The organism is Pseudomonas sp. 05L36 (assembly GCF_056398125.1).
The window spans coordinates 197,879-221,392 of sequence record NZ_JBFTOU010000001.1; the positions used below are offsets into that span (position 1 = coordinate 197,879).

The following is a 23,514-nucleotide window of genomic DNA, read 5'->3' on the forward strand; positions in this document are numbered from 1 at the left end:
TCAGAGCTCCTGGCGCTTGTTTTCAGGGTCGAAGAAAGGCAGTTTCACCACGGTGGCATGCACAATTACGCCGTTCTCGACGCGGATCGGAATCTGCTGTCCTGGGGAGCTTTGATTAAAGCCGGCGTAAGCCAGGCCAATGATCTGGCCGAGGGATTGCGAATACTCGCAGGAGCTTACGTTGCCACTGATGTCCGGGCCGTTGAGCACCAGATGACCTTCCAGCGGCAGGGGACTGGACTTAGGCAGTGTAAAACCGACCAGTTTGCGCTTCTGCGGTTGGGCTTCGAGAATGTCCACCGAGCGACGACCCACGAAGAACGGTTTGTTCCGGCTGACCGCCCAACCCATGTCGATCTCGGCCGGATGGGTCATCCCATCGGTGTCCTGGCTAATGATCACGTGCCCCTTTTCAAGACGCAGTAGACGCTGGGTTTCGACGCCGAAAGGGCGTATGTCGAACGACTTGCCAGCTTCCATCAAAGCGTCCCAGAGCTTCAACGCGTGCCGGGCAGGGACGTGAATTTCATAGCCCAGTTCACCGACAAAACCTACTCGCATTAGACGTGCCTTGATCCCAGCCACCGTACCTTGGTGCACGCCCAGATACGGGAATCCTTCCGCCGATAAATCCAGATCGGTACAGACTTTCTCCAACACTTTGCGTGAATCCGGCCCTGCTACGTTGACCGCCGAGATGGCGGCCGTGACGTTGGCGATGTCGACATTCAGCCGCCACTGCGCATTCCACTTGAGCATCTGTTGATAGATGCGATCCACGCCGCTTGTGGTGGCGGTGACGTAAAAATGGTTTTCGGCGAAGCGTGCGCAAACGCCGTCGTCAATCACTACACCGTGTTCATTGGTCATTAGGGCATAACGCGAACGGCCCACTGGCTGCTTGAGAAAGGTGAAGGTGTACATACGGTTGAGCAGTTCGGCGGCGTCCGGGCCGCGTACATCCAGACCTCCGAGGGTCGAAACGTCGATGATGCCGACCTTGTTGCGTACGTGCAGCGCTTCGGCCTGCATACATTTGTCGCGTTCGTTCGCCTTGCCGTAATACGCCGGACGTTGCCAGATTCCCGCAGGCATCATTTTGGCCCCGGCATCCAAGTGTCGTCTGTGCATCGGAGTCTGCCGGTACGGATCGAAAGCGCGGCCGGCAACATGAGCGAGTTTTTCCGCTTCGAACGGTGGTCGGGCGGTGGTGACGCCGGTTTCGCTGACGCTACGTTGAGTCGAAGACGCTACCAGTCGTGCGGTCGGTAATGCAGAGTGACGACCTTGAGATGGCCCCATGCCCACCGTGGAATAACGTTTAACCAGCTGAATGTCTCGATAGCCAATTTTGGTTGCGCTGATGATGTCGCGCACTTGCAGGTCTTCATCGAAATCGACGAAATCCTTGCCTTTGGGGTGCGGGAAGATCGGCCACGGGAAGTTGACCTGCGCTTCGGCGCGCAGCGGCAGTGGCTTGGCAGTCAGTTGCAGGTTCAGTGCAACGACGATCTCGGCCGCGCGGTGCGTGGCGTCCGCCAGTACGTTGTCCAGCGCGTGAAAACCGTTCGCCGAGCCCGTGACGCCAAGGTTTTTCGGCAGGCCGCTGAGGGTGAATTCGGCCAGTTGATCGTCATACGCCAGCTTGCCGCCTGCCTGACACAACAACTGATAGACCGGCATGTAGCCGCCGGACATGCACAGCAGGTCGCAGTCCAGAATGAACCCGCTGTTGGCCACTTGGCCCTGGCCGGTGATCTTGCGGATATCAGCGCCGCTGACATGGCGCATGCCTTTTTCGTGCAAGGCTTCGAACACGGTGCTGCCGAGGTGACAGGTGATTCCGCGTTTCTCCAGAGCCAACAGCAGCGCGCGATCGGCCGGGTTGGTGCGCATGTCTACCAATGCAGAAACCTCAACTCCCTGCTCATGCAAATCCAGCGCTGCAAGGTATCCATCATCATTGCCGGTCAGCACCACCGCTCGGTTACCCGGTTTGACTGCATAGAGCTTCATCAAGCGCTGTGCGGCGCTGGTCAGCATCACACCAGGTAGGTCGTTGTTACGGAAGATTACCGGTTGATCGAACGAGCCGCTGGCGATCAGGCACTGGGTCGCACGGACTTTGTACATGCGTTTGCCCTGAATCACGGGCAGGTAGTTGTCTGTGAACCAGGCGTTGCAGGTGGCTTCTTTTAGTACATGAATATTGGCGTGGCCCTCAACGGCGTTAACCAGCTCATGGCGCAGGGTTTCGGCGCGGCTTCCTTCCAGATCGAAGCGGGCATAGGTCAGTGAACCACCGAGCACCTGCTGTTGCTCGATCAGTAGCACCTTGGCCCCGGAATTGGCGGCGGTCAGTGCGGCCTGCAAACCTGCCGGGCCTGCGCCAATCACTGCCAGGTCAGCAAATAGATAGGCTTTGTCGTAGTACTCGGGCTGGAATTTCAGGTCAAGTACGCCCAAACCGGCTTTCTTGCGGATGATCGGCTCCCACACCTTCCACATGCCTTTAGGCTTATAGAATGAGCGGTAGTAAAAACCCACTGGCATGAATTTGGAAAACTTACCGAGGTAAGCGTCCTTGTCATTATCCAGCGAGCCGTTGAAATTTTGCCCGGTAACTTCTATGCCGCTTTCCAACGAATAGGTGTCGGCGAGTACATTGGGCTCACTCGGCAACTGCACCAGCGTGTTAGCGTCTTGTCCAGCCATGGTCAGCGGGCCGCGAGGACGGTGGTATTTGAACGAGCGGGACAGTAGAAACCGACCATTGGCGAGCAGCGCGCTGGCGATACTGTCGCCCTCGAAACCCTGATATGGCTTGCCGTCGAAACTGAAATTAAGCGGCTGATTACGGTCGATTAGCAGGCCCATGGGTGCGGGTAGACGGCTCATTTGACGCTCTCCTTGGCGGTGGCGGCATGGAAGTCGACGCGGACGTTGAACACTTCCTTTGGATCAAGGGTGCGAAGTATTTCGTCACTGCCAGTGTGGCGCTCTGCCAGGAAACAGTAGCTGGAAGGATTGTGCATCCACCATTCACGCACGACGCCTAGGGAGTCTTCGCTATTGAAAACGTAGTCGGCCCACTCAGTGTCGGTGCAGGTCTGAGGATCAGGCATCTGCTTGAACTCGCCGCCATAGGTGAATTCACTGATGTTGCGCGGCCCGTTGAGCGGGCAAGTCATGACTTTCATTCGTCGCTCTCCGTCAGTGACTGGCCGCTGTCGCGCCCATTTCGTTGACTTGCTGGAAGGTGGAAAAGCGCTCCAGACCAAACGGTTTGATCAGCTCCGGCACCTTGCCGCCGCTGGCCACCAGTTCGGCCATGGTCTTGCCGCAGATCGGTGTGGCCTTGAAGCCCCAAGTCCCCCAACCCGCGTCGAGGTAGTAATTCTTCACTGGCGATAGGCCCATGATCGGACTGTAGTCTGGGGTCATGTCTGTGATCCCAGCCCATTGACGCATCAGTTTGGCGTTGGCCAGAAACGGGAACATCTCGATAGCGTGAGCCAGCAGGCTTTCTTTCAAATCCAGCGTCGAGCGGGTATTGAACAGCGGGTAGGGGTCGGAGCCGCCGCCGAACACTACTTCGCCACGACTGGTCTGTTGCACGTAGCAATGCAGGGCAGAAGAGCTCACGAGTGGGTCGAGGAAGGGCTTAAAGGGCTGGGTGACCATGGCTTGCAGCGGGAAGGTCTGAATAGGTGAGCGAATTCCTGCCTTCTTCATCAGCTGTGAACTCATGCCCGCCACAGCCTGCACCGCACAGCCGCACTTGATGGTGCCGCGATTGGTTTTCACCGCAGTGATGGTTCCGTTCTCAATGACCAGTTCCTGCACTTCGGTGAGCTGATGAATCTCGACACCACGCTTGGCCGCCTGTTTGGCGTATCCCCAGGCTACGGCGTCGTGTCGCGCAGTAGCGCCGTCGATGTGCCAGAGACCAGCGATCACGGGTAAGTGACCCGGATCGAGATTAAGGGTCGGTACCAGTTCACGAATTTGCTGGCGATCGATCATCTCGGTGCGACCACCGAAGTGTTTGTTGACCTCGGCGCGCTGACGGAACGAGCGGACTGTGGCATCGGTGTGCGCCAGGGTCAGTTGGCCGCGATGGGAGTACATGATGTTGAAGTCGAATTCGTTGGACAGGCTTTCGAACATCCGCACCGACTCGGCGTAGAAACGCACACCTTCGCTGGTCAGGTAGTTGGAGCGGATCACGGCGGTATTGCGCGCGGTGTTGCCGCCGCCCAGATAGCCCTTTTCCAGCACCGCAATGTTTGTGATGCCGTGGTACTTCGATAGGTAGTAGGCGGTGGCGAGGCCATGACCGCCACCGCCGATGATCACCACGTCATAGGAGGACTTGAGCTCTTTCGGCGCAGGCAGATCCACCTCGACGGGATACTCCGAGCTGAGTCCGTATTTCAGGAGATTGAAAGGCATGGGGCCTCCGAGGAGCTGCGTTGTGCATGGGCTTGCTGTTCAGCAGCAGTCACCGTGTTTTTCATCAGAAAGGCGATGGTCATCGGGCCGACACCGCCGGGCACTGGAGTGATGGCAGAGACCAGGGGCAGGGCACTGTCAAAGTCGACATCACCGACCAGGCGGCTCTGGCCATCCTCGTTAATGCGGTTAATACCGACATCGATCACCACCGCGCCGGGTTTGAGCCAGCTGGCATCGATCATTCTTGGACGGCCAACGGCGGCGACGACAATATCGGCCTGACGGCACAGGTTTTTGGCGTCAACACTGCGCGAATGCACCACTGTTACCGAGCAATGCGCCTTGAGCAGCAGAGCGGCCATGGGCTTACCAACGATGTTCGAGCGGCCGATGACTACCGCATGTTTACCGCTGAGGTCACCGCAGACATCTTCCAGTAACTGCATGCAGCCACTTGGGGTGCAAGGCGTTAAAACGTTGCGACCCTGGCTCAGGCCGCCGACGTTTTCGCTGTGAAAACCGTCCACATCCTTGCCCGGAGCGATGGCTTGTAATGCTCGGGTTTCTTCGATGTGCGACGGTAGCGGCAACTGCAGAAGGATGCCGTTGACGCTGTCGTCATTGTTCAGTTCGGTGATCAGCTTGAGCAACTGTGCCTGTGTCGTGTCGGCACTCAGGCGGTATTCAAGTGAGCGGATACCGGCTTCTTCGGCGCGCAGAATTTTGTTGCGAACGTAGACCTGGCTGGCCGGATCCTGGCCCACCAGAATCACCGCCAACGCAGGTTCGATGCCGTCGGCTTTAAGGCGTTGCACATCGGCTTTGACCAGCGTCAAGACGCGATTGGCGGCCGCTTTGCCATCGATGAGTTTGGAAGTGTTCATCGGAAAATCACCGTTCTGTCCTTGTTAAGGAATACCCGGTGTTCCAGGTGGTATTTCACCGCTTTAGATAGCGCCACGGTTTCGGTGTCGCGCCCAATAGCGACCAGATCCTCTGGCAGATGCGCGTGATCAACACGCTGTACTTCCTGTTCGATGATTGGGCCTTCGTCCAAATCGCTGGTGACATAGTGGGCAGTGGCGCCGATCAATTTCACGCCACGTTCATAAGCCTGGTGATAAGGCTTGGCGCCCTTGAAACCAGGGAGGAACGAGTGGTGAATGTTGATGGCCCTACCTGAAATCTGTTTGCACAGGTCATCGGACAGAATCTGCATATAGCGGGCGAGAACAACCAACTCCGTGCCGGTTTCGTCGACCACTTTCATCAGCGCGGCTTCCTGTTGAGCCTTGGTGTCCTTGGTCACCGGCAGGTAGATGAAGCGAATGCCTTCACGCTCGGCCATTGGGCGCAGGTCAAGGTGGTTGGAGACAATGGCGGTGAGCGTCATGTCCATCTCGCCCTTGTGATAGCGGTACAGGAGGTCAGTCAGACAGTGGTCGAACTTGCTGACCATCAGTAGTACGCGCATGGGTACGCGGGTGTCGTGCAGCTCCCAGTTCATGTCGAATGCCTGGGCAACGTCGATGAAGCCGTCCTTGATCTGCTGGATATCGCCCTGATGGCCATCGTTGAAACGGAACACGGCACGCATGAAGAACTTGCCGCTGAACTCGTCGTCGAACTGCGCCATTTCACCGATATAGCAAGCGTTGCCTGCCAGGTATGAGGTTACCGCCGCAACGATACCGGAGGTCGCCGGACAACTGATCTTGAGAATGAAATGGTTCTTTTCGTGTTGCATCACGTTTCCTCAGATAAATGGCGGCAGCTGACTAAAGGGCGAAATTCAGGGGTAAAAATCTTTTTCTCATGTGAATAAAAATTCCCATTAGGAAATAGTTATTCTTGCAGGGGATTTATAGGTGAAAGCGTTCGTCGAGTCCAGATCTATCTGGAAACTTTTTTAACTGACAGGAAATATTTTTTGTCGAGGCGTCGGGGGATACGGGCGTCCTCACCTGCGATGCAGGTGGGAAACGCCGTGATGTGAAGTGCCGAAGGCCAACGCTGTAAGTGGTTCGTTGCCGTTGGTCTATCTAGGAGTTTGGGTTAATCCGATTGCGCGCCATAGTTCATGATCGACAACAGCTTGATCGGAACTCTCACCAATTCTTCCGGGCCGTGAGGGATGTCACCGTCGAAGGTCAGGCTGTCACCCGCCTCCATGTGATACAGCTTATTGCCATGGCGATACACGAGTTCGCCTTCCAGCAGGTGCAGGAACTCGGTGCCTGGATGAGAGAAGGTGGGGAATTCTTCGCTGGCGTCGTCCATGGTGACCATGTACGCCTCGAAGCTTTTCTTCGGCCCGCGTGTGTGGTTGAGCAGATGATAGGTGTGGCCTTTCTCTGTTCCCCGGCGCACCACCTCCAGCCCTTCATCACGCTTGACCAGCAGGGCACTGCTACCTGGCTGGTCGTATTGGCTGAATAGCTTGGACATCGGCATCCCCAGCACATCGCACAGGCGACTCAGATTATCGAGGCTAGTCGATACCTGGGCGTTTTCGATCTTGCTCAACATGCCCTGGCTGATACCTGCGATCCGTGCGACGTCTGAGAGTTTCAGATCCTGAGCCTGCCGCTGCCGTTTGATCTCAATGCCCAAATACTGCTCAAGCTTCAATTTTGGCTGTGTTTCGGTTGGCATATTCATTACTCGTGCACTGTTTCCGCTCAATAAAAAATATTTCGCACTGGGAATGTGCGAAATGCAGAGCTCGGTGTAAGGTGCCCGAGCCAATATTCCTATAGGGAAATGAATATTCCCATATAAACAGAAGAAAATCTCCCAACAAAGGAGAAATGATCTTGATTCCCGACTTTGGCAAGCAGCTTGCATTCCTATTGGGAAAGTAAGTTTCCCCATCGGAATATGGAGCAGAGACAAAATGTTACCAGCAGAGACCCAGCGTCTGATTGAAAAGCACGGTATCAAGTATGTGCTTGCGCAGTTTGTGGATATCCATGGTTCCGCCAAAACGAAGTCGGTACCTATCTCAGGCCTGCCGATGGTTGCAGAAGCTGGTGCTGGCTTTGCCGGGTTTGCCATCAGTGGCATGGGTATGGAGCCGCATGGCCCAGACTTCATGGCCAAGGGCGATCTGTCAACGCTGACTCCGGTGCCATGGCAACCAGGCTACGGTCGCATTGTCTGCATTGGCCACGTCAATGGCGAACCATGGCCTTACGACAGTCGCTACGTCCTGCAGCTGCAAGTAGAGCGGCTCAAAGCTAAAGGCTGGACGCTTAACACTGGTCTGGAGCCCGAGTTCAACCTGATGCGCCGGGATGCCAGTGGCAAGCTGCAATTGGTCGACGCCAGCGACAACCTGGACAAGCCTTGCTATGACTACAAAGGTCTGTCGCGTTCCAGAGTGTTTCTTGAAAAACTCACTGAAGCATTGCAGCCCGTGGGTTTCGACATTTATCAAATCGACCACGAAGATGCCAACGGCCAGTTCGAGATCAATTACACGTACAGCGATGCGATGGAGTCGGCTGATCGTTTCACTTTCTTTCGCATGGCCGCCGGTGAGATTGCTAATGATCTAGGCATGATCTGCTCGTTCATGCCGAAACCTGATCCAAAGCGTGCAGGCAACGGCATGCATTTCCATCTCTCTATTGCCAGCGCCGAGAGCAAAAACCTGTTCTTCGATGCCTCTGACAAGAACTGTATGGGCTTGTCGAAGTTGGCTTATCACTTTGCGGCAGGTTTGCTCGCCCATGGCCCAGCGCTTTGTGCCTTTGCTGCACCAACCGTCAACTCGTATAAGCGTCTGGTAGTCGGCAATTCGCTGTCCGGCGCCACTTGGGCGCCGGCTTTCATCGCCTTCGGTGCAAACAACCGCTCAGCCATGGTTCGTGTGCCTTACGGCCGTCTCGAATTTCGCCTTCCGGACGCTGGCTGTAACCCGTACCTGGTCAGTGCCGCGATCATCGCTGCGGGCCTGGATGGTATCGAACGGCAGCTGATGCCCGATCAGATCTGCAACGAAAACCTTTACAGCTTGGGACTGGAAGCCATTGCGGCGAAAGGCATTAAAACTTTGCCGCAGTCACTTAAGGAAGCCTGCGATGCGCTTGAAGCCGATCCCCTATTTGCCGAAGTGATGGGCAAGGAAATTGTCGGCGAGTTTATCAAGCTCAAGCGCATGGAGTGGGTGGAGTACAGCCGCCACGTCTCGGACTGGGAAGTTAATCGCTACACCGAATTTTTCTAACCCTCCCGTTTAACCCGTTGTTTCTGATGCCCAGCCAATGGGTTGGGCATCTTCTGCCCAGGAGTTATGAATATGTGTGGAATCGTGGGGCTTTACCTCAAAAATCCGGCGCTGGAATCCCAGCTCGGCAAGCTCTTTGAGCCAATGCTCGAAGCCATGACCGATCGTGGCCCGGATAGCGCCGGCTTTGCTATCTACGGTGATGAAGTGGGTGATGGCTGGGTCAAGTTGGCCTTGCAGGCAACTACCGAAGGTTATGACTTCAAGGCGCTGATTGCAGCGCTGGAAGGCAAGCTCGGTGCGTCGCTGGACTGGTTCCAGAACGCCAGCGCCGTGGTGCTGAAGGTCAAGGCAGAAGAGTCTGTGGTGCGTGCTGCGCTGGGTGAACTGGCCCCAAGCGTGCGCATCATGAGCGCGGGCAAGAGCATCGAGATTCTCAAGGGCATGGGTTTACCCAAAGAGATCTCCGAGCGTTTTGGCTTGGGTAGCATGAAGGGTAGCCACATCATCGGTCACACCCGTATGGCTACCGAAAGCGCCGTGACCATGGAAGGCAGTCACCCGTTCTCCACCGGCGCCGATCTGTGCCTGGTGCACAACGGCTCGCTGTCGAACCACTTCCGTCTGCGTCAGGAACTGCGTCGCGAAGGAATCAACTTCGATACGGAAAACGACACCGAAGTGGCTGCCGGCTACCTGGCTTGGCGCCTGCAGCAGGGCGACTCCTTGAAGACTGCGTTGGACAGTTCGCTGGAAGCACTGGATGGTTTTTTTACCTTCGCCATCGGCACCCGTAACGGTTTTGCGGTGATCCGCGATCCAATCGCGTGCAAGCCGGCGATCCTCGCCGAGACCGACGACTACGTCGCCATGGCCTCGGAGTACCAAGCGCTGTCGAGCCTGCCAGGTATCGAGAAAGCCAAAGTCTGGGAACCCGTTCCCGCCACCATGTACATCTGGGAACGCGAGTCGGCTTAAGGAGCACGCACATGAAAACTATCGATCTTTCCACTTCCACCGTGCGCGACCTCAACCAGGCGTTGCACGATCAAGTTAAAAATCTCGAAGAGCGCGAGTGGGTGGTGATGCATCCCAACGGTGCTCACAACCTGGCAGTTGGCGTCAACGAAGCGGTGTCCGTGGATATTCAGGGACACGCCGGTTACTACTGCGCCGGTATGAACCAAAAAGCCTCAGTCACCGTGCACGGCAACGTCGGTGTGGGTTGCGCCGAGAACATGATGTCCGGCTACGTGCGGGTCAAAGGTAGCGCCTCGCAAGCAGCGGGAGCTACCGCTCATGGCGGCTTGCTGGTGATCGAAGGCGATGCCGGCGCGCGCTGCGGCATCTCCATGAAGGGCATCGACATCGTTGTAGGCGGCAGCATCGGTCACATGAGCTGCTTCATGGGCCAGGCCGGGCGACTGGTTGTCTGTGGCGACGCGGGCGATGCGCTGGGCGACTCACTGTACGAGACCAAAATCTTCGTCAAAGGCAAGGTCGAATCACTGGGTTCGGACTGCATCGAGAAAGAGATGCGTGCCGAGCATCTGGAAGAGCTTCAGGAGCTGCTGAACCGTGCAGGCTTCAACGAGAAATCCTCGGACTTCAAGCGCTACGGCTCGGCCCGTCAGCTGTACAACTTCAAAGTCGATAACGCCTCCGCGTACTGATCCAGGAGCAAGAACATGAGCGATTCCACTAATCCAAAAGCCCCTCCAGTACTGCGTGAGTCGGCCACCTTTGATCGCCTGACCATCCAGGAAATCCAGCGTGCCGCCGAAACCGGCATCTACGACATTCGCGGCGGCGGAACCAAGCGCAAGCTGCCGCATTTCGATGACCTGCTGCTGCTCGGCGCCAGCGTTTCCCGCTACCCACTGGAAGGCTACCGCGAGAAGTGCGGCACCGACGTGATTCTCGGTAACCGCTTCGCCAAGAAGCCGATTCACCTGAAGATTCCAGTAACCATTGCCGGCATGAGCTTCGGCGCACTGTCCGCCAACGCCAAGGAAGCCCTGGGCCGTGGCGCGACCATCGCTGGTACTAGCACCACCACCGGTGACGGCGGCATGACCCCGGAAGAACGTGGTCAGTCGCAGCATTTGGTCTATCAATACCTGCCGTCACGTTACGGCATGAATCCGGACGATCTGCGCAAGGCCGATGCCATCGAAATCGTTCTGGGTCAGGGCGCCAAACCCGGCGGTGGCGGCATGCTGCTGGGCATGAAAGTCACCGAGCGTGTTGCTGGAATGCGAACCTTGCCGATCGGCGTCGATCAGCGTTCTGCGTGCCGTCACCCTGACTGGACAGGGCCGGACGACCTGGCGATCAAGATTGCTGAAATCCGTGAAATCACCGATTGGGAAAAACCGATCTACGTGAAGATTGGCGCGAGCCGCCCGTACTACGACGTCAAGCTGGCAGTGAAAGCCGGTGCTGACGTTATCGTGCTCGATGGCATGCAGGGTGGTACTGCGGCGACCCAGGAAGTGTTCATCGAGCACGTCGGCATCCCGATTCTGCCAGCCATCCCACAGGCGGTGCAGGCGCTGCAGGAAATGGGCATGCACCGCAAAGTGCAACTGATCGTCTCCGGCGGTATCCGCAACGGTGCTGACGTGGCCAAGGCCATGGCACTTGGCGCTGATGCAGTGGCAATCGGTACCGCGGCATTGATCGCCCTGGGCGACAACCATCCGCGTCTGGACGAGGAGCTGAAGAAAATCGGTTCGGCCGCTGGTTTCTATGACGACTGGCAGAACGGCCGTGACCCGGCAGGTATCACTACCCAGGATCCGGAGCTGTCGAAACGGCTTGATCCGGTCGAGGGTGGACGCAGATTGGCCAACTATTTGCGTGTATTGGTGTTGGAAGCGCAAACCATGGCCCGCGCCTGTGGCAAGTCACACCTGCACAACCTCGATCCCGAGGATCTGGTGGCCTTGACCGTGGAATCGGCAGCTATGGCTCGGGTACCACTGGCAGGAACCTCGTGGATCCCAGGCCAGCAGTACTGAGTCGATAACCGCTTCAACGCGTACTTGCCCGCGATAGAAATTTGTCTGCAACACATGTGTTGTCAGACATGCCGCCATCGCGGGCGAGTACGCTCCCACAAAGACAGCTCTATTTATTACACAACAAGAGGCCACCAAGGCCCGTCTCTTCTACCTCGCTTTCTGCCAGACACTTTTCCATTCATCGCAGGAGCTTCGACAATGGTTAACCGTCTACCCGGCAAATCTCTTCTCGCATTACTGGCGCTCGGCGCCTGCATTCCTCTGGCCCATGCGGCCGATTCGCCAACCCTCAATACCGGCAGCACCGCGTGGATGGTCACGGCGGCGGTACTGGTGTTGTTCATGTGTCTGCCGGGCCTTGCGCTGTTTTATGGCGGTCTGGTGCGGGCCAAGAACATGTTGTCGCTGTTCACTCAGTGCTTCGGTATCGCCGGGCTGGTAGGAGTGTTGTGGGTGATCTATGGCTATAGCATGGTGGTCGACACCACCAACATGGTTGAGGGCCAAGTCAGCTTCAATAGCTTCGTCGGCGGCTTGAGTCGTGCGTTTCTCGCGGGCATGACGCCAGAAAGCTTGGTGGGCGACATCCCCGAAGGCGTGTTTGTGACCTTCCAGATGACCTTCGCAATCATCACTCCTGCGCTGATTGCGGGTGCCTTTGCCGAGCGCATGAAGTTTTCCGCTGCACTGCTGTTCATGGCGATCTGGTTCACCCTGGTTTACGCGCCGGTGGCGCACATGGTCTGGGGCGGGGCGGGGGCCTTGATGCATAACTGGGGCGTGCTGGACTTCGCTGGCGGCACCGCAGTACACATCAACGCTGGTGTCGCGGCATTGGCAGCATGCTTGATGCTGGGCAAGCGCAAAGGGTACGAAAACGCGCCGATGCCCGCGCATAATCTCAGCCTGACCATGGTCGGCGCTGCAATGCTTTGGGTCGGCTGGTTTGGCTTCAATATTGGCTCTGGTGGCGGGTTGAATGGGCTGTCGGGCATCGTCATGCTGAACACTCAACTGGGCGCCTGTGCCGGTATCCTCGGCTGGATGTTCACCGAGTGGTTCAGGGTCGGCAAACCGAGTGCGCTGGGTTTGGCCAGTGGTGCCTTGGCCGGTCTGGTCGGCATTACGCCGGCGTGTGCATACGTCGGTGTCGGTGGTGCTCTGGCAATCGGTTTGTTCTGCGGCGTGTTTTGCTACCTGAGTGTCACGGTGCTGAAGAAACGCTTTGGCTATGACGACAGCCTCGATGTGTTTGGACTGCACGGCATCGGCGGCATGATCGGCGCTGTATTGACCGGCGTGTTTTGCGTGCCGTCGCTTGGCGGTCTAGTCGAAGGCGTGACCATGGGCGTTCAGGTGGTCGCGCAAATCAAGGGCGTGTTGTTCACTACGGTCTATTGCTTCGCGGCCAGCTGGATCATTCTGAAAGTGGTCAAGGCGTTGATTGGCTTGCGCGCAGACGAGCATGTCGAAGAGATGGGCCTGGACTTGGCCGAGCATAATGAGAGCGCTTACAACTATCGATAATCGCTCGAGTGTCTAAGTCACCTTGTGTGACTTAGACAGCCACGTTCCAATGTGCAGCAGCTGCCCTCAACATTTGTCATGGAGCAGGTCATTCAGGATAGACCGCTACCTTTGTGAGGATGCGTCGACAGGCTGTATAAGAGGAGGGCGGCTAGTCGCTCGTTCGGGCCATCGAGGCCCGGCTAGCCAACCTAACTTGAGACCTGCTCACTCTGGCGCCATGAGCAACGCTAGCGTCATATTGATGAACTATTCATTCTTGCTGATTGTGTCCAAAGCACCTCGAATATTACTGGCGATCTCTGCTGATCCGCGTTGTTCGACCCAAAGCGTCAGCTCCATGATCGCGGCTTCAAGTGCTAACTGATTTTGATTGATCTTGAACAGTAGGGAAGGGAGCAGGTCTGCCCTTCAGGCTGTTCCTCTAGCTGAGGATGGCTGGGCACAGTTCCTGGTCAATCGAGTGCGAGCTTGAGGGAGAAAGAGTTTTCCGAGCTGTGAATGACCGATTTGCTCAGCGCAGCCCCAAACATAAAAAGCAAAGCCCCGAAGGTTCGCGGCTTCGGAGCTTCTATTTTCGCCTCCATCCCTTAATGAATGACGAACTTGTCGGCGAGAATACCAGCGATGTGTCATTGATTCACTACTGCGATATGGGGATTGTGTTCGATGGGCGGGACGTCGACGAGGGGGCCAAAAAGTCCACGTTTCGTGCACCTGTTCTTGGCTGATAACTGTCTGACATGAAGAAGTTGTCACTCGGGCGTCATCAGCACCGCTAACGTCATGTTGATGAACTCTTCATTCTTGCTGATCGTTGCCAGTGCTCCGCGCACATTGTCTCCAATATCATCCGACCCTCGCTGCTCGACCCAAAGCGTGAGTTCCATGATTGCGGCTTCGAGGGCTACCTGGTTTTGATTGATTTTGAAGAGTAGCGAAGGGAGTAGGTCTGCGTTCGACATTGTGATTCCTCCGTGGAAGAGGTCAGCGTAGCAGGCGGGTGCAGCTCCTGGCTCAGGGGTCACTGTTTCCAAATTGGGAACTCATCCTGGAAGCTCAGAATAGGGGCTGAGATGTGTATCGGCTCGTTGGGTACTACGCGATGCGAGCATTCCCAACTGCCTCGGATGTTCAGCATTCAATGTCTCACGTGTGGTCTCCATTGCTATGAGCCGGCAAGCCGTTCTCGCCTGTAGCTTCTCCGTGGCACGTTTTACAGATCCGGATAATCATCAAGCTTAAGGCTTGGAGCACCATCGTCCTCCGGCTCGCGTTCTGGCTTATGAATCAGTCCAGCTTCAGCATCTGCGCGCATCTGCTCGAGCTCTTTGTGAAATGCCTTGTCCTGAACCGTGGGTTTGCTGGTATACGGTTTTCGGTCAGGTACAGGCTGGGCTGCATAAGTCGTTACCTGAATCGTTAGTTGATGGTGAGATCAAGCGTTCAAAACTCTACGCTCCATGGGCGAGAAGACCGACAGACTGTAATAACGAGTTTTCATCTTTTGCATTATATTAAATGCAGTATGAACGATAGTGGGTGCGATTGTTCAGTGAGCTGGAATTTGTTAGTTTTTATTCAAGTTTGACCGGCAGCAAGCCGATTACATATTTATGTGATCTTGCTTGGTGGATGATTCATGGCGGTTAAGAACTTTGATGAAAACAAAGTCGTCTTTGTGGTCGAGCACTCGATGAAGCGGCACGGTTGTACTGATGGAGCGTACTTGGCATCGCTCGAAGTGATAGATGGCCAAGTGTCATTTCTCATTGACGATTCCGAATATTGCTTCACCGCGCAGCAGTGTGCTGAGGTGTCTAAAAGTCTGGCGAAGATGTTATTGACCTACTCGAACCTCGGAATATGCGAAGGTAGTGCGGAATCTATATCGCGATTGGCAACCTATGCTACCTGGTATCAATTGATCCAATCGCGAACGTTATCGACTAAACGTGATTCCTTGCAAATTTATGAATCAAGGAACAAAGGATTTGAGTTCTGCGCATCAGGGTCTTTTCGGCGCCCAGAATTTCCTCACTGCGAGCCTGACTATTACAAGCTCGTGATTGCTTTGGATGATGATCTCGATCTTCCATGCTTGGGCATTGACGATAGGACATTCCGGCTCAACTTTGAGGAAGCGTTCTGGCTTGTGGAGCAGCTATGGGTTGCTGGGTATCTGGCGGCTCAGATCGAGCAACCGACTGTCTCCACGGTGTATGCTCCGTATTTAGACGAAGACGGCCATCTCGTATGCTACTAGCTATTAGGACGGGGCCGTGGGGGACTGCAGGTACGATGTGTGGCTAGTCGAGGCACTTCTAAATGTCGCTGCTTCGGGCCTCATGGCCCGGCTCGACGTAAACCCTGAACGGCAATGCTGCCCGAAGCATCTGTCGTATCTGCCAAGCTGCATCTTGACGATCAGAGCTACCAAATCTCGTGCAAATCCGGAAGAAGCTCCCTTACAAACCAGTCTGGTAAGGCGATCTCAAGTGTGAGGAGATCAGATGGCGGACTCACGACCAGGCCGATGTCGATCAACCTGCCGACTTGATTGCTTGCTGCTTCAGACTGAAGCCCAGTAAAGGTATTGAACTCAGAGCGAGGAAGCGCACCCTGAATCAACAGCGCCAGGAAAGCTGGTGCAATTTCTGCTCTGATCCCGGCCTCTGTTAAGCGTGAGTTTGTGTTGAACGCATTCGTAACAGACTCACGAAGCTTGCGGCGATTCAGGGCAGCAGTCATGTAGTCGACCTCTTCATGGCAGACATCAAGCATGAACGCGATGAAGCCGAGAAGGGCTTTGTCTGTTCGCTGGAAACCACCAGAAGGTTGTCTCCCTTGCGTGCCACCAGTTAGGCCCAGTGCAGCCTGATACTCCTCCCGTCTACGAGCTATGCCACGAGGCAGCGACCACAAGTGCGGATGCAGTCCGATCTGAGCGAAATGCATATGAACGATCAACCTCGCCACAGCCCCATTACCGTCAGATAGCGGTTGAGTTTGTACTAGGTGATGGTGGTGGGCTAGCGCCGCAATGAGACGTCGACGAAGCTCGGTGATTTCCCTCAATATGGACTGCGTGCTAGCCAAGTTGGTTGCGTCTTCTAGCACCTTCAGGTCAGTGTTGTACCCGTCGATGATCCTCGAGTACTCAGCGTCAGAGACCTTCAGCTGTCTGCTCAAGCATGCTGCACTTTCAGGTGCGAGCAGGCCGGCAAGGAAAGCTGTTTTCGTTACAAGCACGTCTGCTTTCGCCAGTATCAACGGAGGAATCGATTCGGGCAGGGACGGAATAAGCCATTGATCAGCGGTCATCTGAGATATCTATAAAAGGATATTGTTTCATTCATCATCCGCCATCACCGATGAGTTTGGGTCGATATTCGATTCGGGCCGGCTGCAGGCCACGTAAACCGGGCCGCACACCAAACTCCGGTGGTTGCTTCGGCCAGGAAACGCTCAGCAAATTCCGGTCGGCGTACACAGAATTCCGGTGCCCTATTTCGATCCGGTGCCAGAGATGCTGCTGATGGAGGGTGGGAGATAAAACCCCCGATATTCGATTCGGGCCGGCTACGGGCCACGTAAACCGGGCCGCTCACCAAATTCCGGTGGTCGCTTCGGCCAGGAAACGCTCACCAAATTCCGGTCGGCGAACAAAGGATTCCAGTGCCCTATGTCGATAGTTTGGTTTGTTGCACGCCGAACGGTGCCAGATATCCGCAAAGCAAAGCTTGACCCTACACCGATTTCAACTCTGTCAAATACCTTGATCGTAGAGATTAGTCACAGCGTAGCCTTCGATAGGCTTTAGGGTCAGCTTGATGAAGTCTCCGTTCTTCCACTTTCTCTTCTTCTGCTTGATCTGAGGAATAAACCCTTCGACAAGCAGAACCCTTTTTGGCAGCCTGATTACCTGACCGAAAACCGCAACCGCCCCATGTTCGCTTTCAATGAATCGCAAGGTTCCTGGACTGTTTGCCCCCAAGATTTCAAACTGATCGATGCTGTCATCATAGATCACATCGACGATCATCGGCTTTGTTAGATTTTCCCTTGGAACCTGGCCTTGATTCTCTAGGATTCGGCGAATGTCTTCGAGATTAGTCAATTCCTGACTGTCGAACGTGATGTCTTTGGTGAATGTGATTGGCTTTTGAAGCAGCATCGAAACACTGCGTGCTCTCGTTGTGTAAATCATGAAGGCGTTGAGTACTTGAATGTCATCTGCACAGGCTTTGAAATCACCTGTGCCACTGAAAATAACGTCGCCCTTGTGCTCCATGATTAGTGAGAGCTCCCAGCCGTCTGCCAGGCGTTGGTAAAGTTTTGCCACCTTCGATAGGTACGGAAGGGAGGCCAGTGGTCGCTTCTCCCATTGGCCAAGGTCGATATGCATGGTGATGGTTTGAGGCGAACCATCCTCTACAAGGTTTTTATTGAAGCCAACGGTGAATAAACCCTCAAAGGCTTTGCCCTCAAACTGCATCGACTTTTTGCCGGCAGTAATCTCGCCCGTCACCACTGTCACGTGGTCGACCAGATTGGTTTTCGGATCAACGAGTTCGATTCGGGCAGATGCAGTGCGGGTTGACGGGCTAAAGACCATCTTTCCACCCACCTTGGCGTCTTCGGTAAAAAGGTGAGAGAGAAGATCAGATCCATGGACGGAAGCATCTAGCAGATCAATCTCAAACTTCTTACCATGATCGAAAAGATTCCTGAACCCCTCTGCGTACCCTTTGTTTGGCGTCGTGCTTACCTGGAGTCGGACGTTTACGGTTTCCTTGGCCTTGATCTCGATGCAGGGCTTGCCGTCGATAAGGTGGGATGTGACAGCAAAGCGATGATCTAGCCGCTCAAGGAACTCTTCCTGATCACGGTGGGCTTTAGCAATCGCCTGTGCAAGGTTGAGCTTAGGTTGCCTGTTATCCAGGGCCTCAATCAACTTGCTTATCGTATCCTCAGAGCGCTCAGGCCTTTTGCCCAGTGCCTCAGTGGCCCTATTACCAGCGGCTACCTTCCATTCAAAAAGCCGTTCTGCGGGAAACAGTTCAACGTCTCTGTCGATCATGATCGAACAGTTCGAGCACAGCCAGAGACCGTTATCTATGTGTATCCGCTCTTCCCGAGTCATTCCTGCGAGATAGCGTTTTCCACCTGGTGCTGCGGCATGAATGTGAGCCGCCACGCCAATGCTCGTGACCTTGTCACTACCGCACGGAGCGGCGGTAGGTACTAGGCAATCGGGGTTTGAGCAAACTTCGCCCGCTCGCTGACGCATAACTGTGATAGTAGATTGAAGGAAATCGTCCCGGTTCTTCTTGGCCAACAGTGCTATCCATCCCTATGCTCAATAAGGTGGATTATACCGATTAAAATTTGACCTGACCCCCTAGGAAAAGCCCAAGTAACTTCGGGCGCTTTCGTCAACCCCGAAGGGTGCTTGCCACCTGTCAAAACTTGCCTTTACGTAATGGCATTTTGGTGCTGAGAACGTTAGTCTCCAGTTTTCACTTCATCAAGGACGACCATGAACAAGCTCATCGTAGCAATTGGAATGTGCTTCATCCTCGGGGGCTGCGCCACTTCCCACTACACCGCTGGCCGAGACTTCTCCTCGGAAAATGTGACTAGGTTAGAGAAGGGGAAGACGACAACTACGGAGCTGAAATCGCTCTTTGGTGAGCCTTACACGAAAAGTGCTGTAAGTGAAACCGACGAGAAGTGGATCTACACATACACGAACGGCTCAGCTCATGCGCAAAGCTATATCGTGACGATGAAGGTTACGACAACGGGTACTCAGAAAACTCTGGATGTCCTGATCAGAAATGATGTCGTCATCAACTACACCTTCAGCGAAGGCCCATCTCCTGGTTCGAGTGTAGCCACCCAGTAACGTACAATCTTTTGCGTTAGAGGCCCTCACATTAAGTGGTGAATGGAAGGCGAATGGTGCTGATGGAGGGTGGGAGATAAAACCCCCGATATTCGATTCGGGCCGGCTACGGGCCACGTAAACCGGGCCGCTCACCAAATTCCGGTGGTTGCTTCGGCCAGGAAACGCTCGGCAAATTGCGGTCGGCGTACACAGGATTCCGGTGCCGAGGCCGATTGCACACCGAACGGTGCCAGAGAAGCTGCTGATGGCGGGTGGGAGATAAAACCTCCGGTATTCGACTCGGGCCGGCTGCGGGCCACGTAAACCGGGCCACTCACCAAATTCCGGTGGTCGCTTCGGCCAGGAAACGCTCAGCAAATCCGGTCGGCGTACACAGGATTCCGGTGCCCTATGTCGATCCGGTGCCAGAGATGCTGCTGATGGAGGGCGGGAGATAAAACCTCCGATATTCGACTCCGGTCGGCTGCAGGCCACGTAACCCGGGCCGTACACCAAATTCCGGTGGCTGCTTCGGCCAGGAAACGCTCACCAAACTCCGGTCGGCGTACACAGGATTCCGGTGCCTTGTACCGGGATACATCCGTGCTTGAAGCGCTTTTCATTCGCCCCGGTTACCTTTCGAATTCCTCAAGCGGATAGCGAGCGTGCTGCAGATGCAGCAGGATTTCCTGCACGTGCCACAACGACGATTACGGCGGGGAGAATTTGCTGGGGTAAACCTGTAGTTCATTGCACGGTTGGAGGTGAAAACCTGCTGCCAGCCTGAATTTGTAGGCTCGACACTTGGATAAACCTATAGGTTTGCCGCACGGTTGGAGATGTCGCTGGTTCGGGCCACCTGGCCCGGCTTGGTGGTAGGTTTTTCAGATGGAGGTGAAAGTGCTGTCATCGATCAAAGAATACCAACCAGGGCCCCAGATCCCAAAGAGCATTTGGATTACCTTAGGGCTGCCGTCACGCGGCTCCATGCTTCATGACCTGGTTCGCGAAGGACTGCCTTTCGAATACCTTGAACGGATAGCGAGCCTCTTGCAGGTGCAGCGCGGGGTTGTCTCCAAAGCTATTTGCATGTCTCCCACAACGATGGCCCGTAGGGCGAAAGCAGGGCGGTTCGACACCGTAGAAAGCGACCGCCTGGTTGCATTGGTAGTTCTGTTTGACGAAGCCCTTTCTCTCTTCGAAAACGATAAGACCGCAGCAACGGAATGGATGAGCTCGCCGGTTCGAGGGCTCGGGTCGAAGCGTCCAATCGACATGCTGAGGACGAGGGTGGAAACGAAAGCTGTCCTGGATCTTATCGGCCAGCTGGAGAGGGGAGTTCTTGTGTGAGACTCGGCAGGCGGACTATTTGATGGGTTCCATCATCCTGGCGTCCTCTGACAATCCTCAGGCTGACGAATACCCCATCAGGTTCTAACGCATCTCCCTATGCGCTGCTAGGTGCTGCATCTCGGCTGTCCATAGTCGTAAAAAGCGATGCCAATCTCTCGCATAACAGCCTTGCCGCAATCGAGTAGATCCGATACTCGCTTCTTCGAAACGAGTTTTCCATGGTTCTGGTATGTGCTCGTCAAGCATGACTACGAAGTGGGATCCGCTGACTCCTTCGATCTCGGTTTCTGGAACGCATTCTCGTAGCTTATCAACCGAAATGGCGACTGCATCGCCAATGGGGTCGTCACGATCTAGCTGCTCAATTTCATCAAGAATCGCGAGGAGCTGTATTGCTTGATCAGAGCCAGGATGCAGCCTTTCTAAATCCCATAATGCATAGCGCCGTTTGCGTTCGCGCTGCCAGAGACGATTCGTGTCAATCATCGTTGTTGTCCGCCATTCCAGGCCTCAGTGATTTCGTCTATTCGATCCGCAATCTGAGGCGTTTTTGATAGGACAAGGCAGCGCGCATTGCCGACAAATTCCTCGATCAGATACAACGAGTCGCCGACATCAAGCTCCAACTCTTGCAATGCCTCATCGGGAATTCGAATCGCACCGTCACCATCCCATTCTTCGATCACGATTCTCATAGGTGGCTTTCTCACGGGTGGTCTCCATTGCCTTTGGTTCGGCAGGCCATTCAATCCCCTTAGAAGCTCGGCGACACCTTTTACAAATCCGGATAATCATCAAGCTTAAGGCTAGGAGCGCCTCCGTCCTCCGGCTCGCGCTTAGGCGTATGTATCACTCCAGCTTCGGCGTCTGCACGCATCTGCTCGAGCTCTTTGTGAAATGCCTTGTCCTGAACCGTGGGTTTGCTGGTGTACGGTTTTCGGTCAGGTACAGGCTGGGCTGCATAAGTCGTTACCGCGTCTGGATCGTGCTGCAGCTTTTCTTGAACTTGCGATTCCAGCATTGCACGGAGCGCGTCTTTGTCGGGACGTTTAAGCAATTTGTAACTCCTATTCGGAAGCCAAGAACTAGCTATTCGATTGGTACATTGAGCAGCATGCTAAGAGTCCAGCGAGCAGTCGCTCAAGCTGTTCTCACTCCCAGGTGCTAAATAGTTCGACAGGATCGGCTCCGTCGCGCTGCAAGAGTTCGAGCGTCCCGACTCTACCATCAGGCGACCTGCAGTACTCGCAGTAGTCTAGGGTGTCACAGTCATTGAAGAAGGTGAGTAACCAGCCATCAATCTCCACGGGCATGAGGCCGTGGTAGATCTCGCTCCCGGACTGGATGGAGCTTCGCATCATGATGCGTTTGCCGAGCGCGACGTCCGTCAGCATCTGGTAGACCTCGCGGGCCGGTAGGAGAGGGGTCGTGTTCAAAGTGTTCTGCGCTCGCGTCGTCGCTTGCCCATAGCCAGGCTGCGGTATGAAGTGGCGTGAATGGAGAGGTCGCGCCTTCGGGCAAACCAGGCCCGGCTAGCCTTACAAACTCGAAACCTATCACTCTGGCGACATCAGCACCGCAAGCGTCAGATTGATGAACTCCTCGTTCTTGCTGATTGTGTTCAAAGCGCCGCGAACGTTGTCGGCAACCTCCGCTGATCCTCTCTGTTCGACCCAGAGCGTTAGCTCCATTATCGCGGCTTCGAGGGCTAGCTGGTTCTGATTGATCTTGAAGAGTAGGGAAGGGAGCAGGTCTGCGTTCGACATTGTGATTCCTCCGTGAAAGAGGTCAGCGTAGCAAAAGGTCTGAAACAGTCGGGTACGGTTGCGACGCTGTAGAGTCTTGGCTGACCAGTTGAGCCTTGCGGGCGTCAACACAGCTCTTCCGCGCGGGGCCGAACTACCGTTTTACTCTATCTGCTCAAAGCATTCAGATGCAGAGCGAGCACGGTGAGGGTATGAGGCTGTTAGCTCCTGCTCATTCAGCGGGAATCGCTTTAGTTTAAAAGTGCCGTGAACCTCTCGCATCTCGTACAGCTTGACCGGTTTGTCCCGTCCTTCTAATGCCTTAATCACCGAATGCTTTACCGAGTTCATACAACGTGTGCCAAACGTCACTTCAGCGAGCTCCAGTGGTGAGTCTGCGAGTCCACGATGCCCTATTAGTCGCCATTCCTTCTCATACCTCCAATCCCATGCTTTGCGCAGCAATGCCGCAGCATCCACCTCGTGGCGCGCTGTTTCGTCTGCATCGAGCATTGCTGCTACCTTGCTTGCCTCAATGAGCCGACTACCACCGTACTGAACCTTATGAAGATTTTGCTGTACATCTAGAGGAACCTCGTAGCCGATACAAAGACCATGGTGTTGGTCGCCATAATGACTCCACATAAGAGGGCAGGAGTTTCGTTCCGCGAGTGAAAGCACACCCCTGCCGTATGCCTTAAGGAGCTCATCCTGTAGGCGGTACGCCAAGAGCTGGAGCTGGGGGCCAGGAGGCGCAGTTGTGAATTCGGGATTGGTTGCGTTGTAGGCTATGTCAGCAATGATGCGTTCAGCTTGACGCCTGCTGTGTCGCTCAATGTGATCCATAGTTTTGGGGCCACGATACATTATCGACCTAACAGCGGCTGTCATCTCGGTGGCAATTCGGTTCTCTATTATCTTTCGGAGTGTTTGTTCGAGTTGGTCGATGGGCAGGTCTGGATGAACGCATGGCTTAGTATCAAGTGGGTCATTGAATGACGCGGGATCGGCGAAGTAGACCTTGTCCGACACCAGTAAGTCGATAGTTAACGCGCTGAATGCTCTGTACTTGTATAGCCGTTTGGGAGTCCCCATCCTTGCTTCCATTTTTCTCAGCGCTCCTAGCGTGTTTGCATTTAAGTCCGACGTGGCTGGTTCAAAGAGGTGCCTTCTAGCTTCCTCATTTGTCCTCGGCGCTGCCTCATTTCTCGCTATTCCAAGCTTCAGTGAGCTCGTCATACCTCGGTATGAGGACTTGCCGACATCCGTGGAAACTAGCGT

24 protein-coding genes are annotated in these 23,514 nt (G+C 55.1%); 8 read left to right on the forward strand and 16 right to left on the reverse strand.

Features of this window, described 5'->3' with window-relative positions:
• The 6 genes from AC1DKH_RS00910 to AC1DKH_RS00935 all read right to left on the reverse strand — a co-directional run bounded on the left by AC1DKH_RS00910 (window position 1) and on the right by AC1DKH_RS00935 (window position 7,119).
• Entirely contained in the window at window positions 1-2,898 is a 2,898-nt protein-coding gene (locus AC1DKH_RS00910) for a 2Fe-2S iron-sulfur cluster-binding protein (protein WP_223616295.1), read from the reverse strand.
• The gene (locus AC1DKH_RS00915) at window positions 2,895-3,200 is read right to left on the reverse strand and encodes a sarcosine oxidase subunit delta (protein ID WP_477797125.1); all 306 of its coding nucleotides are present in this window, start codon (window positions 3,198-3,200) and stop codon (window positions 2,895-2,897) included. The genes AC1DKH_RS00910 and AC1DKH_RS00915 overlap by 4 nt, the downstream gene beginning before the upstream one ends.
• A 13-nt stretch (window positions 3,201-3,213) precedes the next feature.
• Window positions 3,214-4,455, reverse strand: coding sequence for an FAD-dependent oxidoreductase (locus tag AC1DKH_RS00920; RefSeq protein ID WP_223616293.1), 1,242 nt, complete (start codon window positions 4,453-4,455; stop codon window positions 3,214-3,216).
• Entirely contained in the window at window positions 4,437-5,342 is a 906-nt protein-coding gene (folD, locus tag AC1DKH_RS00925) for a bifunctional methylenetetrahydrofolate dehydrogenase/methenyltetrahydrofolate cyclohydrolase FolD (protein WP_223616292.1), read from the reverse strand. The genes AC1DKH_RS00920 and folD overlap by 19 nt, the downstream gene beginning before the upstream one ends.
• Window positions 5,339-6,205, reverse strand: coding sequence for a formyltetrahydrofolate deformylase (gene purU, locus AC1DKH_RS00930; RefSeq protein WP_223616291.1), 867 nt, complete (start codon window positions 6,203-6,205; stop codon window positions 5,339-5,341). Before purU ends, folD begins: the two co-directional genes overlap by 4 nt.
• A gap of 308 nt (window positions 6,206-6,513) precedes the next feature.
• The gene (locus tag AC1DKH_RS00935) at window positions 6,514-7,119 is read right to left on the reverse strand and encodes a helix-turn-helix domain-containing protein (protein WP_223616290.1); all 606 of its coding nucleotides are present in this window, start codon (window positions 7,117-7,119) and stop codon (window positions 6,514-6,516) included.
• A 235-nt stretch (window positions 7,120-7,354) separates the two neighbouring features.
• On the opposite strand from AC1DKH_RS00935, the gene glnT reads away from it, so the two are divergent.
• The 5 genes from glnT (at window position 7,355) to AC1DKH_RS00960 (ending at window position 13,242) form a co-directional block, all read left to right on the forward strand.
• Window positions 7,355-8,689, forward strand: coding sequence for a type III glutamate--ammonia ligase (glnT, locus tag AC1DKH_RS00940; RefSeq protein ID WP_223616289.1), 1,335 nt, complete (start codon window positions 7,355-7,357; stop codon window positions 8,687-8,689).
• 72 nt (window positions 8,690-8,761) lie between these two features.
• Window positions 8,762-9,667, forward strand: a complete 906-nt coding sequence (locus tag AC1DKH_RS00945) for a class II glutamine amidotransferase (protein WP_477797126.1) — start codon at window positions 8,762-8,764, stop codon at window positions 9,665-9,667.
• 11 nt (window positions 9,668-9,678) lie between these two features.
• A complete protein-coding gene (locus AC1DKH_RS00950; protein ID WP_223616287.1) occupies window positions 9,679-10,362 on the forward strand; it encodes a GltB/FmdC/FwdC-like GXGXG domain-containing protein in 684 nt (227 codons plus the stop codon).
• A gap of 15 nt (window positions 10,363-10,377) precedes the next feature.
• Window positions 10,378-11,712, forward strand: a complete 1,335-nt coding sequence (locus tag AC1DKH_RS00955; protein WP_223616286.1) for an FMN-binding glutamate synthase family protein — start codon at window positions 10,378-10,380, stop codon at window positions 11,710-11,712.
• 201 nt (window positions 11,713-11,913) lie between these two features.
• On the forward strand, window positions 11,914-13,242 hold the full coding sequence (locus AC1DKH_RS00960) for an ammonium transporter (RefSeq protein WP_223616285.1): 1,329 nt from the start codon (window positions 11,914-11,916) through the stop codon (window positions 13,240-13,242).
• A gap of 755 nt (window positions 13,243-13,997) precedes the next feature.
• On the opposite strand, the gene AC1DKH_RS00965 is transcribed toward AC1DKH_RS00960, so the two are convergent.
• The gene (locus AC1DKH_RS00965; RefSeq protein WP_223616284.1) at window positions 13,998-14,207 is read right to left on the reverse strand and encodes a hypothetical protein; all 210 of its coding nucleotides are present in this window, start codon (window positions 14,205-14,207) and stop codon (window positions 13,998-14,000) included.
• A 251-nt stretch (window positions 14,208-14,458) separates the two neighbouring features.
• Window positions 14,459-14,662: a hypothetical protein gene (locus AC1DKH_RS00970; RefSeq protein WP_317851344.1), complete on the reverse strand. Its 204-nt coding sequence runs from the start codon at window positions 14,660-14,662 to the stop codon at window positions 14,459-14,461.
• A gap of 222 nt (window positions 14,663-14,884) precedes the next feature.
• Between AC1DKH_RS00970 and AC1DKH_RS00975 the strand changes: the two genes are divergently transcribed.
• Window positions 14,885-15,508 (forward strand): hypothetical protein, encoded by a 624-nt coding sequence (locus tag AC1DKH_RS00975; protein WP_223616283.1) that lies wholly within the window; start codon window positions 14,885-14,887, stop codon window positions 15,506-15,508.
• 167 nt (window positions 15,509-15,675) lie between these two features.
• On the opposite strand, the gene AC1DKH_RS00980 is transcribed toward AC1DKH_RS00975, so the two are convergent.
• Complete coding sequence (locus tag AC1DKH_RS00980; RefSeq protein ID WP_223616282.1) at window positions 15,676-16,566, reverse strand: Fic family protein; 891 nt, start codon at window positions 16,564-16,566, stop codon at window positions 15,676-15,678.
• A gap of 445 nt (window positions 16,567-17,011) precedes the next feature.
• The gene (locus AC1DKH_RS00985) at window positions 17,012-18,583 is read right to left on the reverse strand and encodes a hypothetical protein (RefSeq protein WP_223616281.1); all 1,572 of its coding nucleotides are present in this window, start codon (window positions 18,581-18,583) and stop codon (window positions 17,012-17,014) included.
• A gap of 201 nt (window positions 18,584-18,784) precedes the next feature.
• Between AC1DKH_RS00985 and AC1DKH_RS00990 the strand changes: the two genes are divergently transcribed.
• Window positions 18,785-19,153, forward strand: a complete 369-nt coding sequence (locus tag AC1DKH_RS00990; RefSeq protein WP_223616280.1) for a hypothetical protein — start codon at window positions 18,785-18,787, stop codon at window positions 19,151-19,153.
• An 870-nt stretch (window positions 19,154-20,023) separates the two neighbouring features.
• On the forward strand, window positions 20,024-20,485 hold the full coding sequence (parS, locus tag AC1DKH_RS00995) for a type II RES/Xre toxin-antitoxin system antitoxin (RefSeq protein WP_223616279.1): 462 nt from the start codon (window positions 20,024-20,026) through the stop codon (window positions 20,483-20,485).
• A gap of 84 nt (window positions 20,486-20,569) precedes the next feature.
• Here parS and AC1DKH_RS01000 read toward each other — a convergent pair whose 3' ends face one another.
• From AC1DKH_RS01000 to AC1DKH_RS01025, 6 genes are all read right to left on the reverse strand, one after another.
• Window positions 20,570-20,974, reverse strand: coding sequence for a hypothetical protein (locus tag AC1DKH_RS01000; RefSeq protein ID WP_223616278.1), 405 nt, complete (start codon window positions 20,972-20,974; stop codon window positions 20,570-20,572).
• On the reverse strand, window positions 20,971-21,198 hold the full coding sequence (locus AC1DKH_RS01005; protein WP_477797127.1) for an AbrB/MazE/SpoVT family DNA-binding domain-containing protein: 228 nt from the start codon (window positions 21,196-21,198) through the stop codon (window positions 20,971-20,973). The genes AC1DKH_RS01000 and AC1DKH_RS01005 overlap by 4 nt, the downstream gene beginning before the upstream one ends.
• 65 nt (window positions 21,199-21,263) lie before the next feature.
• Window positions 21,264-21,545 (reverse strand): hypothetical protein, encoded by a 282-nt coding sequence (locus tag AC1DKH_RS01010; RefSeq protein ID WP_477797128.1) that lies wholly within the window; start codon window positions 21,543-21,545, stop codon window positions 21,264-21,266.
• Window positions 21,546-21,639: 94 nt separating this feature from the next.
• Entirely contained in the window at window positions 21,640-21,924 is a 285-nt protein-coding gene (locus AC1DKH_RS01015; RefSeq protein WP_477797129.1) for a DUF7693 family protein, read from the reverse strand.
• A 120-nt stretch (window positions 21,925-22,044) separates the two neighbouring features.
• Complete coding sequence (locus AC1DKH_RS01020) at window positions 22,045-22,254, reverse strand: hypothetical protein (protein ID WP_477797130.1); 210 nt, start codon at window positions 22,252-22,254, stop codon at window positions 22,045-22,047.
• 141 nt (window positions 22,255-22,395) lie between these two features.
• On the reverse strand, window positions 22,396-23,472 hold the full coding sequence (locus tag AC1DKH_RS01025; protein ID WP_477797131.1) for a DUF2971 domain-containing protein: 1,077 nt from the start codon (window positions 23,470-23,472) through the stop codon (window positions 22,396-22,398).
• Between the last annotated feature and the right edge of the window lie 42 nt (window positions 23,473-23,514).

Excerpts from the sequence above, each read along its gene's own strand:
- AC1DKH_RS00935 (WP_223616290.1), bottom strand. The coding sequence starts at position 7,119 with ATGAATATGCCAACCGAAACACAGCCAAAATTGAAGCTTGAGCAGTAT.
- AC1DKH_RS00975 (WP_223616283.1), top strand. The coding sequence starts at position 14,885 with ATGGCGGTTAAGAACTTTGATGAAAACAAAGTCGTCTTTGTGGTCGAG.
- AC1DKH_RS00920 (WP_223616293.1), bottom strand. The coding sequence starts at position 4,455 with ATGCCTTTCAATCTCCTGAAATACGGACTCAGCTCGGAGTATCCCGTC.
- folD (WP_223616292.1), bottom strand. The coding sequence starts at position 5,342 with ATGAACACTTCCAAACTCATCGATGGCAAAGCGGCCGCCAATCGCGTC.
- AC1DKH_RS00945 (WP_477797126.1), top strand. The coding sequence starts at position 8,762 with ATGTGTGGAATCGTGGGGCTTTACCTCAAAAATCCGGCGCTGGAATCC.
- AC1DKH_RS00910 (WP_223616295.1), bottom strand. The coding sequence starts at position 2,898 with ATGAGCCGTCTACCCGCACCCATGGGCCTGCTAATCGACCGTAATCAG.
- AC1DKH_RS00950 (WP_223616287.1), top strand. The coding sequence starts at position 9,679 with ATGAAAACTATCGATCTTTCCACTTCCACCGTGCGCGACCTCAACCAG.
- glnT (WP_223616289.1), top strand. The coding sequence starts at position 7,355 with ATGTTACCAGCAGAGACCCAGCGTCTGATTGAAAAGCACGGTATCAAG.
- AC1DKH_RS01000 (WP_223616278.1), bottom strand. The coding sequence starts at position 20,974 with ATGATTGACACGAATCGTCTCTGGCAGCGCGAACGCAAACGGCGCTAT.
- AC1DKH_RS00915 (WP_477797125.1), bottom strand. The coding sequence starts at position 3,200 with ATGAAAGTCATGACTTGCCCGCTCAACGGGCCGCGCAACATCAGTGAA.
- AC1DKH_RS00965 (WP_223616284.1), bottom strand. The coding sequence starts at position 14,207 with ATGTCGAACGCAGACCTACTCCCTTCGCTACTCTTCAAAATCAATCAA.
- AC1DKH_RS01020 (WP_477797130.1), bottom strand. The coding sequence starts at position 22,254 with ATGTCGAACGCAGACCTGCTCCCTTCCCTACTCTTCAAGATCAATCAG.
- purU (WP_223616291.1), bottom strand. The coding sequence starts at position 6,205 with ATGCAACACGAAAAGAACCATTTCATTCTCAAGATCAGTTGTCCGGCG.
- parS (WP_223616279.1), top strand. The coding sequence starts at position 20,024 with ATGGAGGTGAAAGTGCTGTCATCGATCAAAGAATACCAACCAGGGCCC.
- AC1DKH_RS01025 (WP_477797131.1), bottom strand. The coding sequence starts at position 23,472 with ATGACGAGCTCACTGAAGCTTGGAATAGCGAGAAATGAGGCAGCGCCG.
- AC1DKH_RS00955 (WP_223616286.1), top strand. The coding sequence starts at position 10,378 with ATGAGCGATTCCACTAATCCAAAAGCCCCTCCAGTACTGCGTGAGTCG.
- AC1DKH_RS00990 (WP_223616280.1), top strand. The coding sequence starts at position 18,785 with ATGAACAAGCTCATCGTAGCAATTGGAATGTGCTTCATCCTCGGGGGC.
- AC1DKH_RS00960 (WP_223616285.1), top strand. The coding sequence starts at position 11,914 with ATGGTTAACCGTCTACCCGGCAAATCTCTTCTCGCATTACTGGCGCTC.
- AC1DKH_RS00980 (WP_223616282.1), bottom strand. The coding sequence starts at position 16,566 with ATGACCGCTGATCAATGGCTTATTCCGTCCCTGCCCGAATCGATTCCT.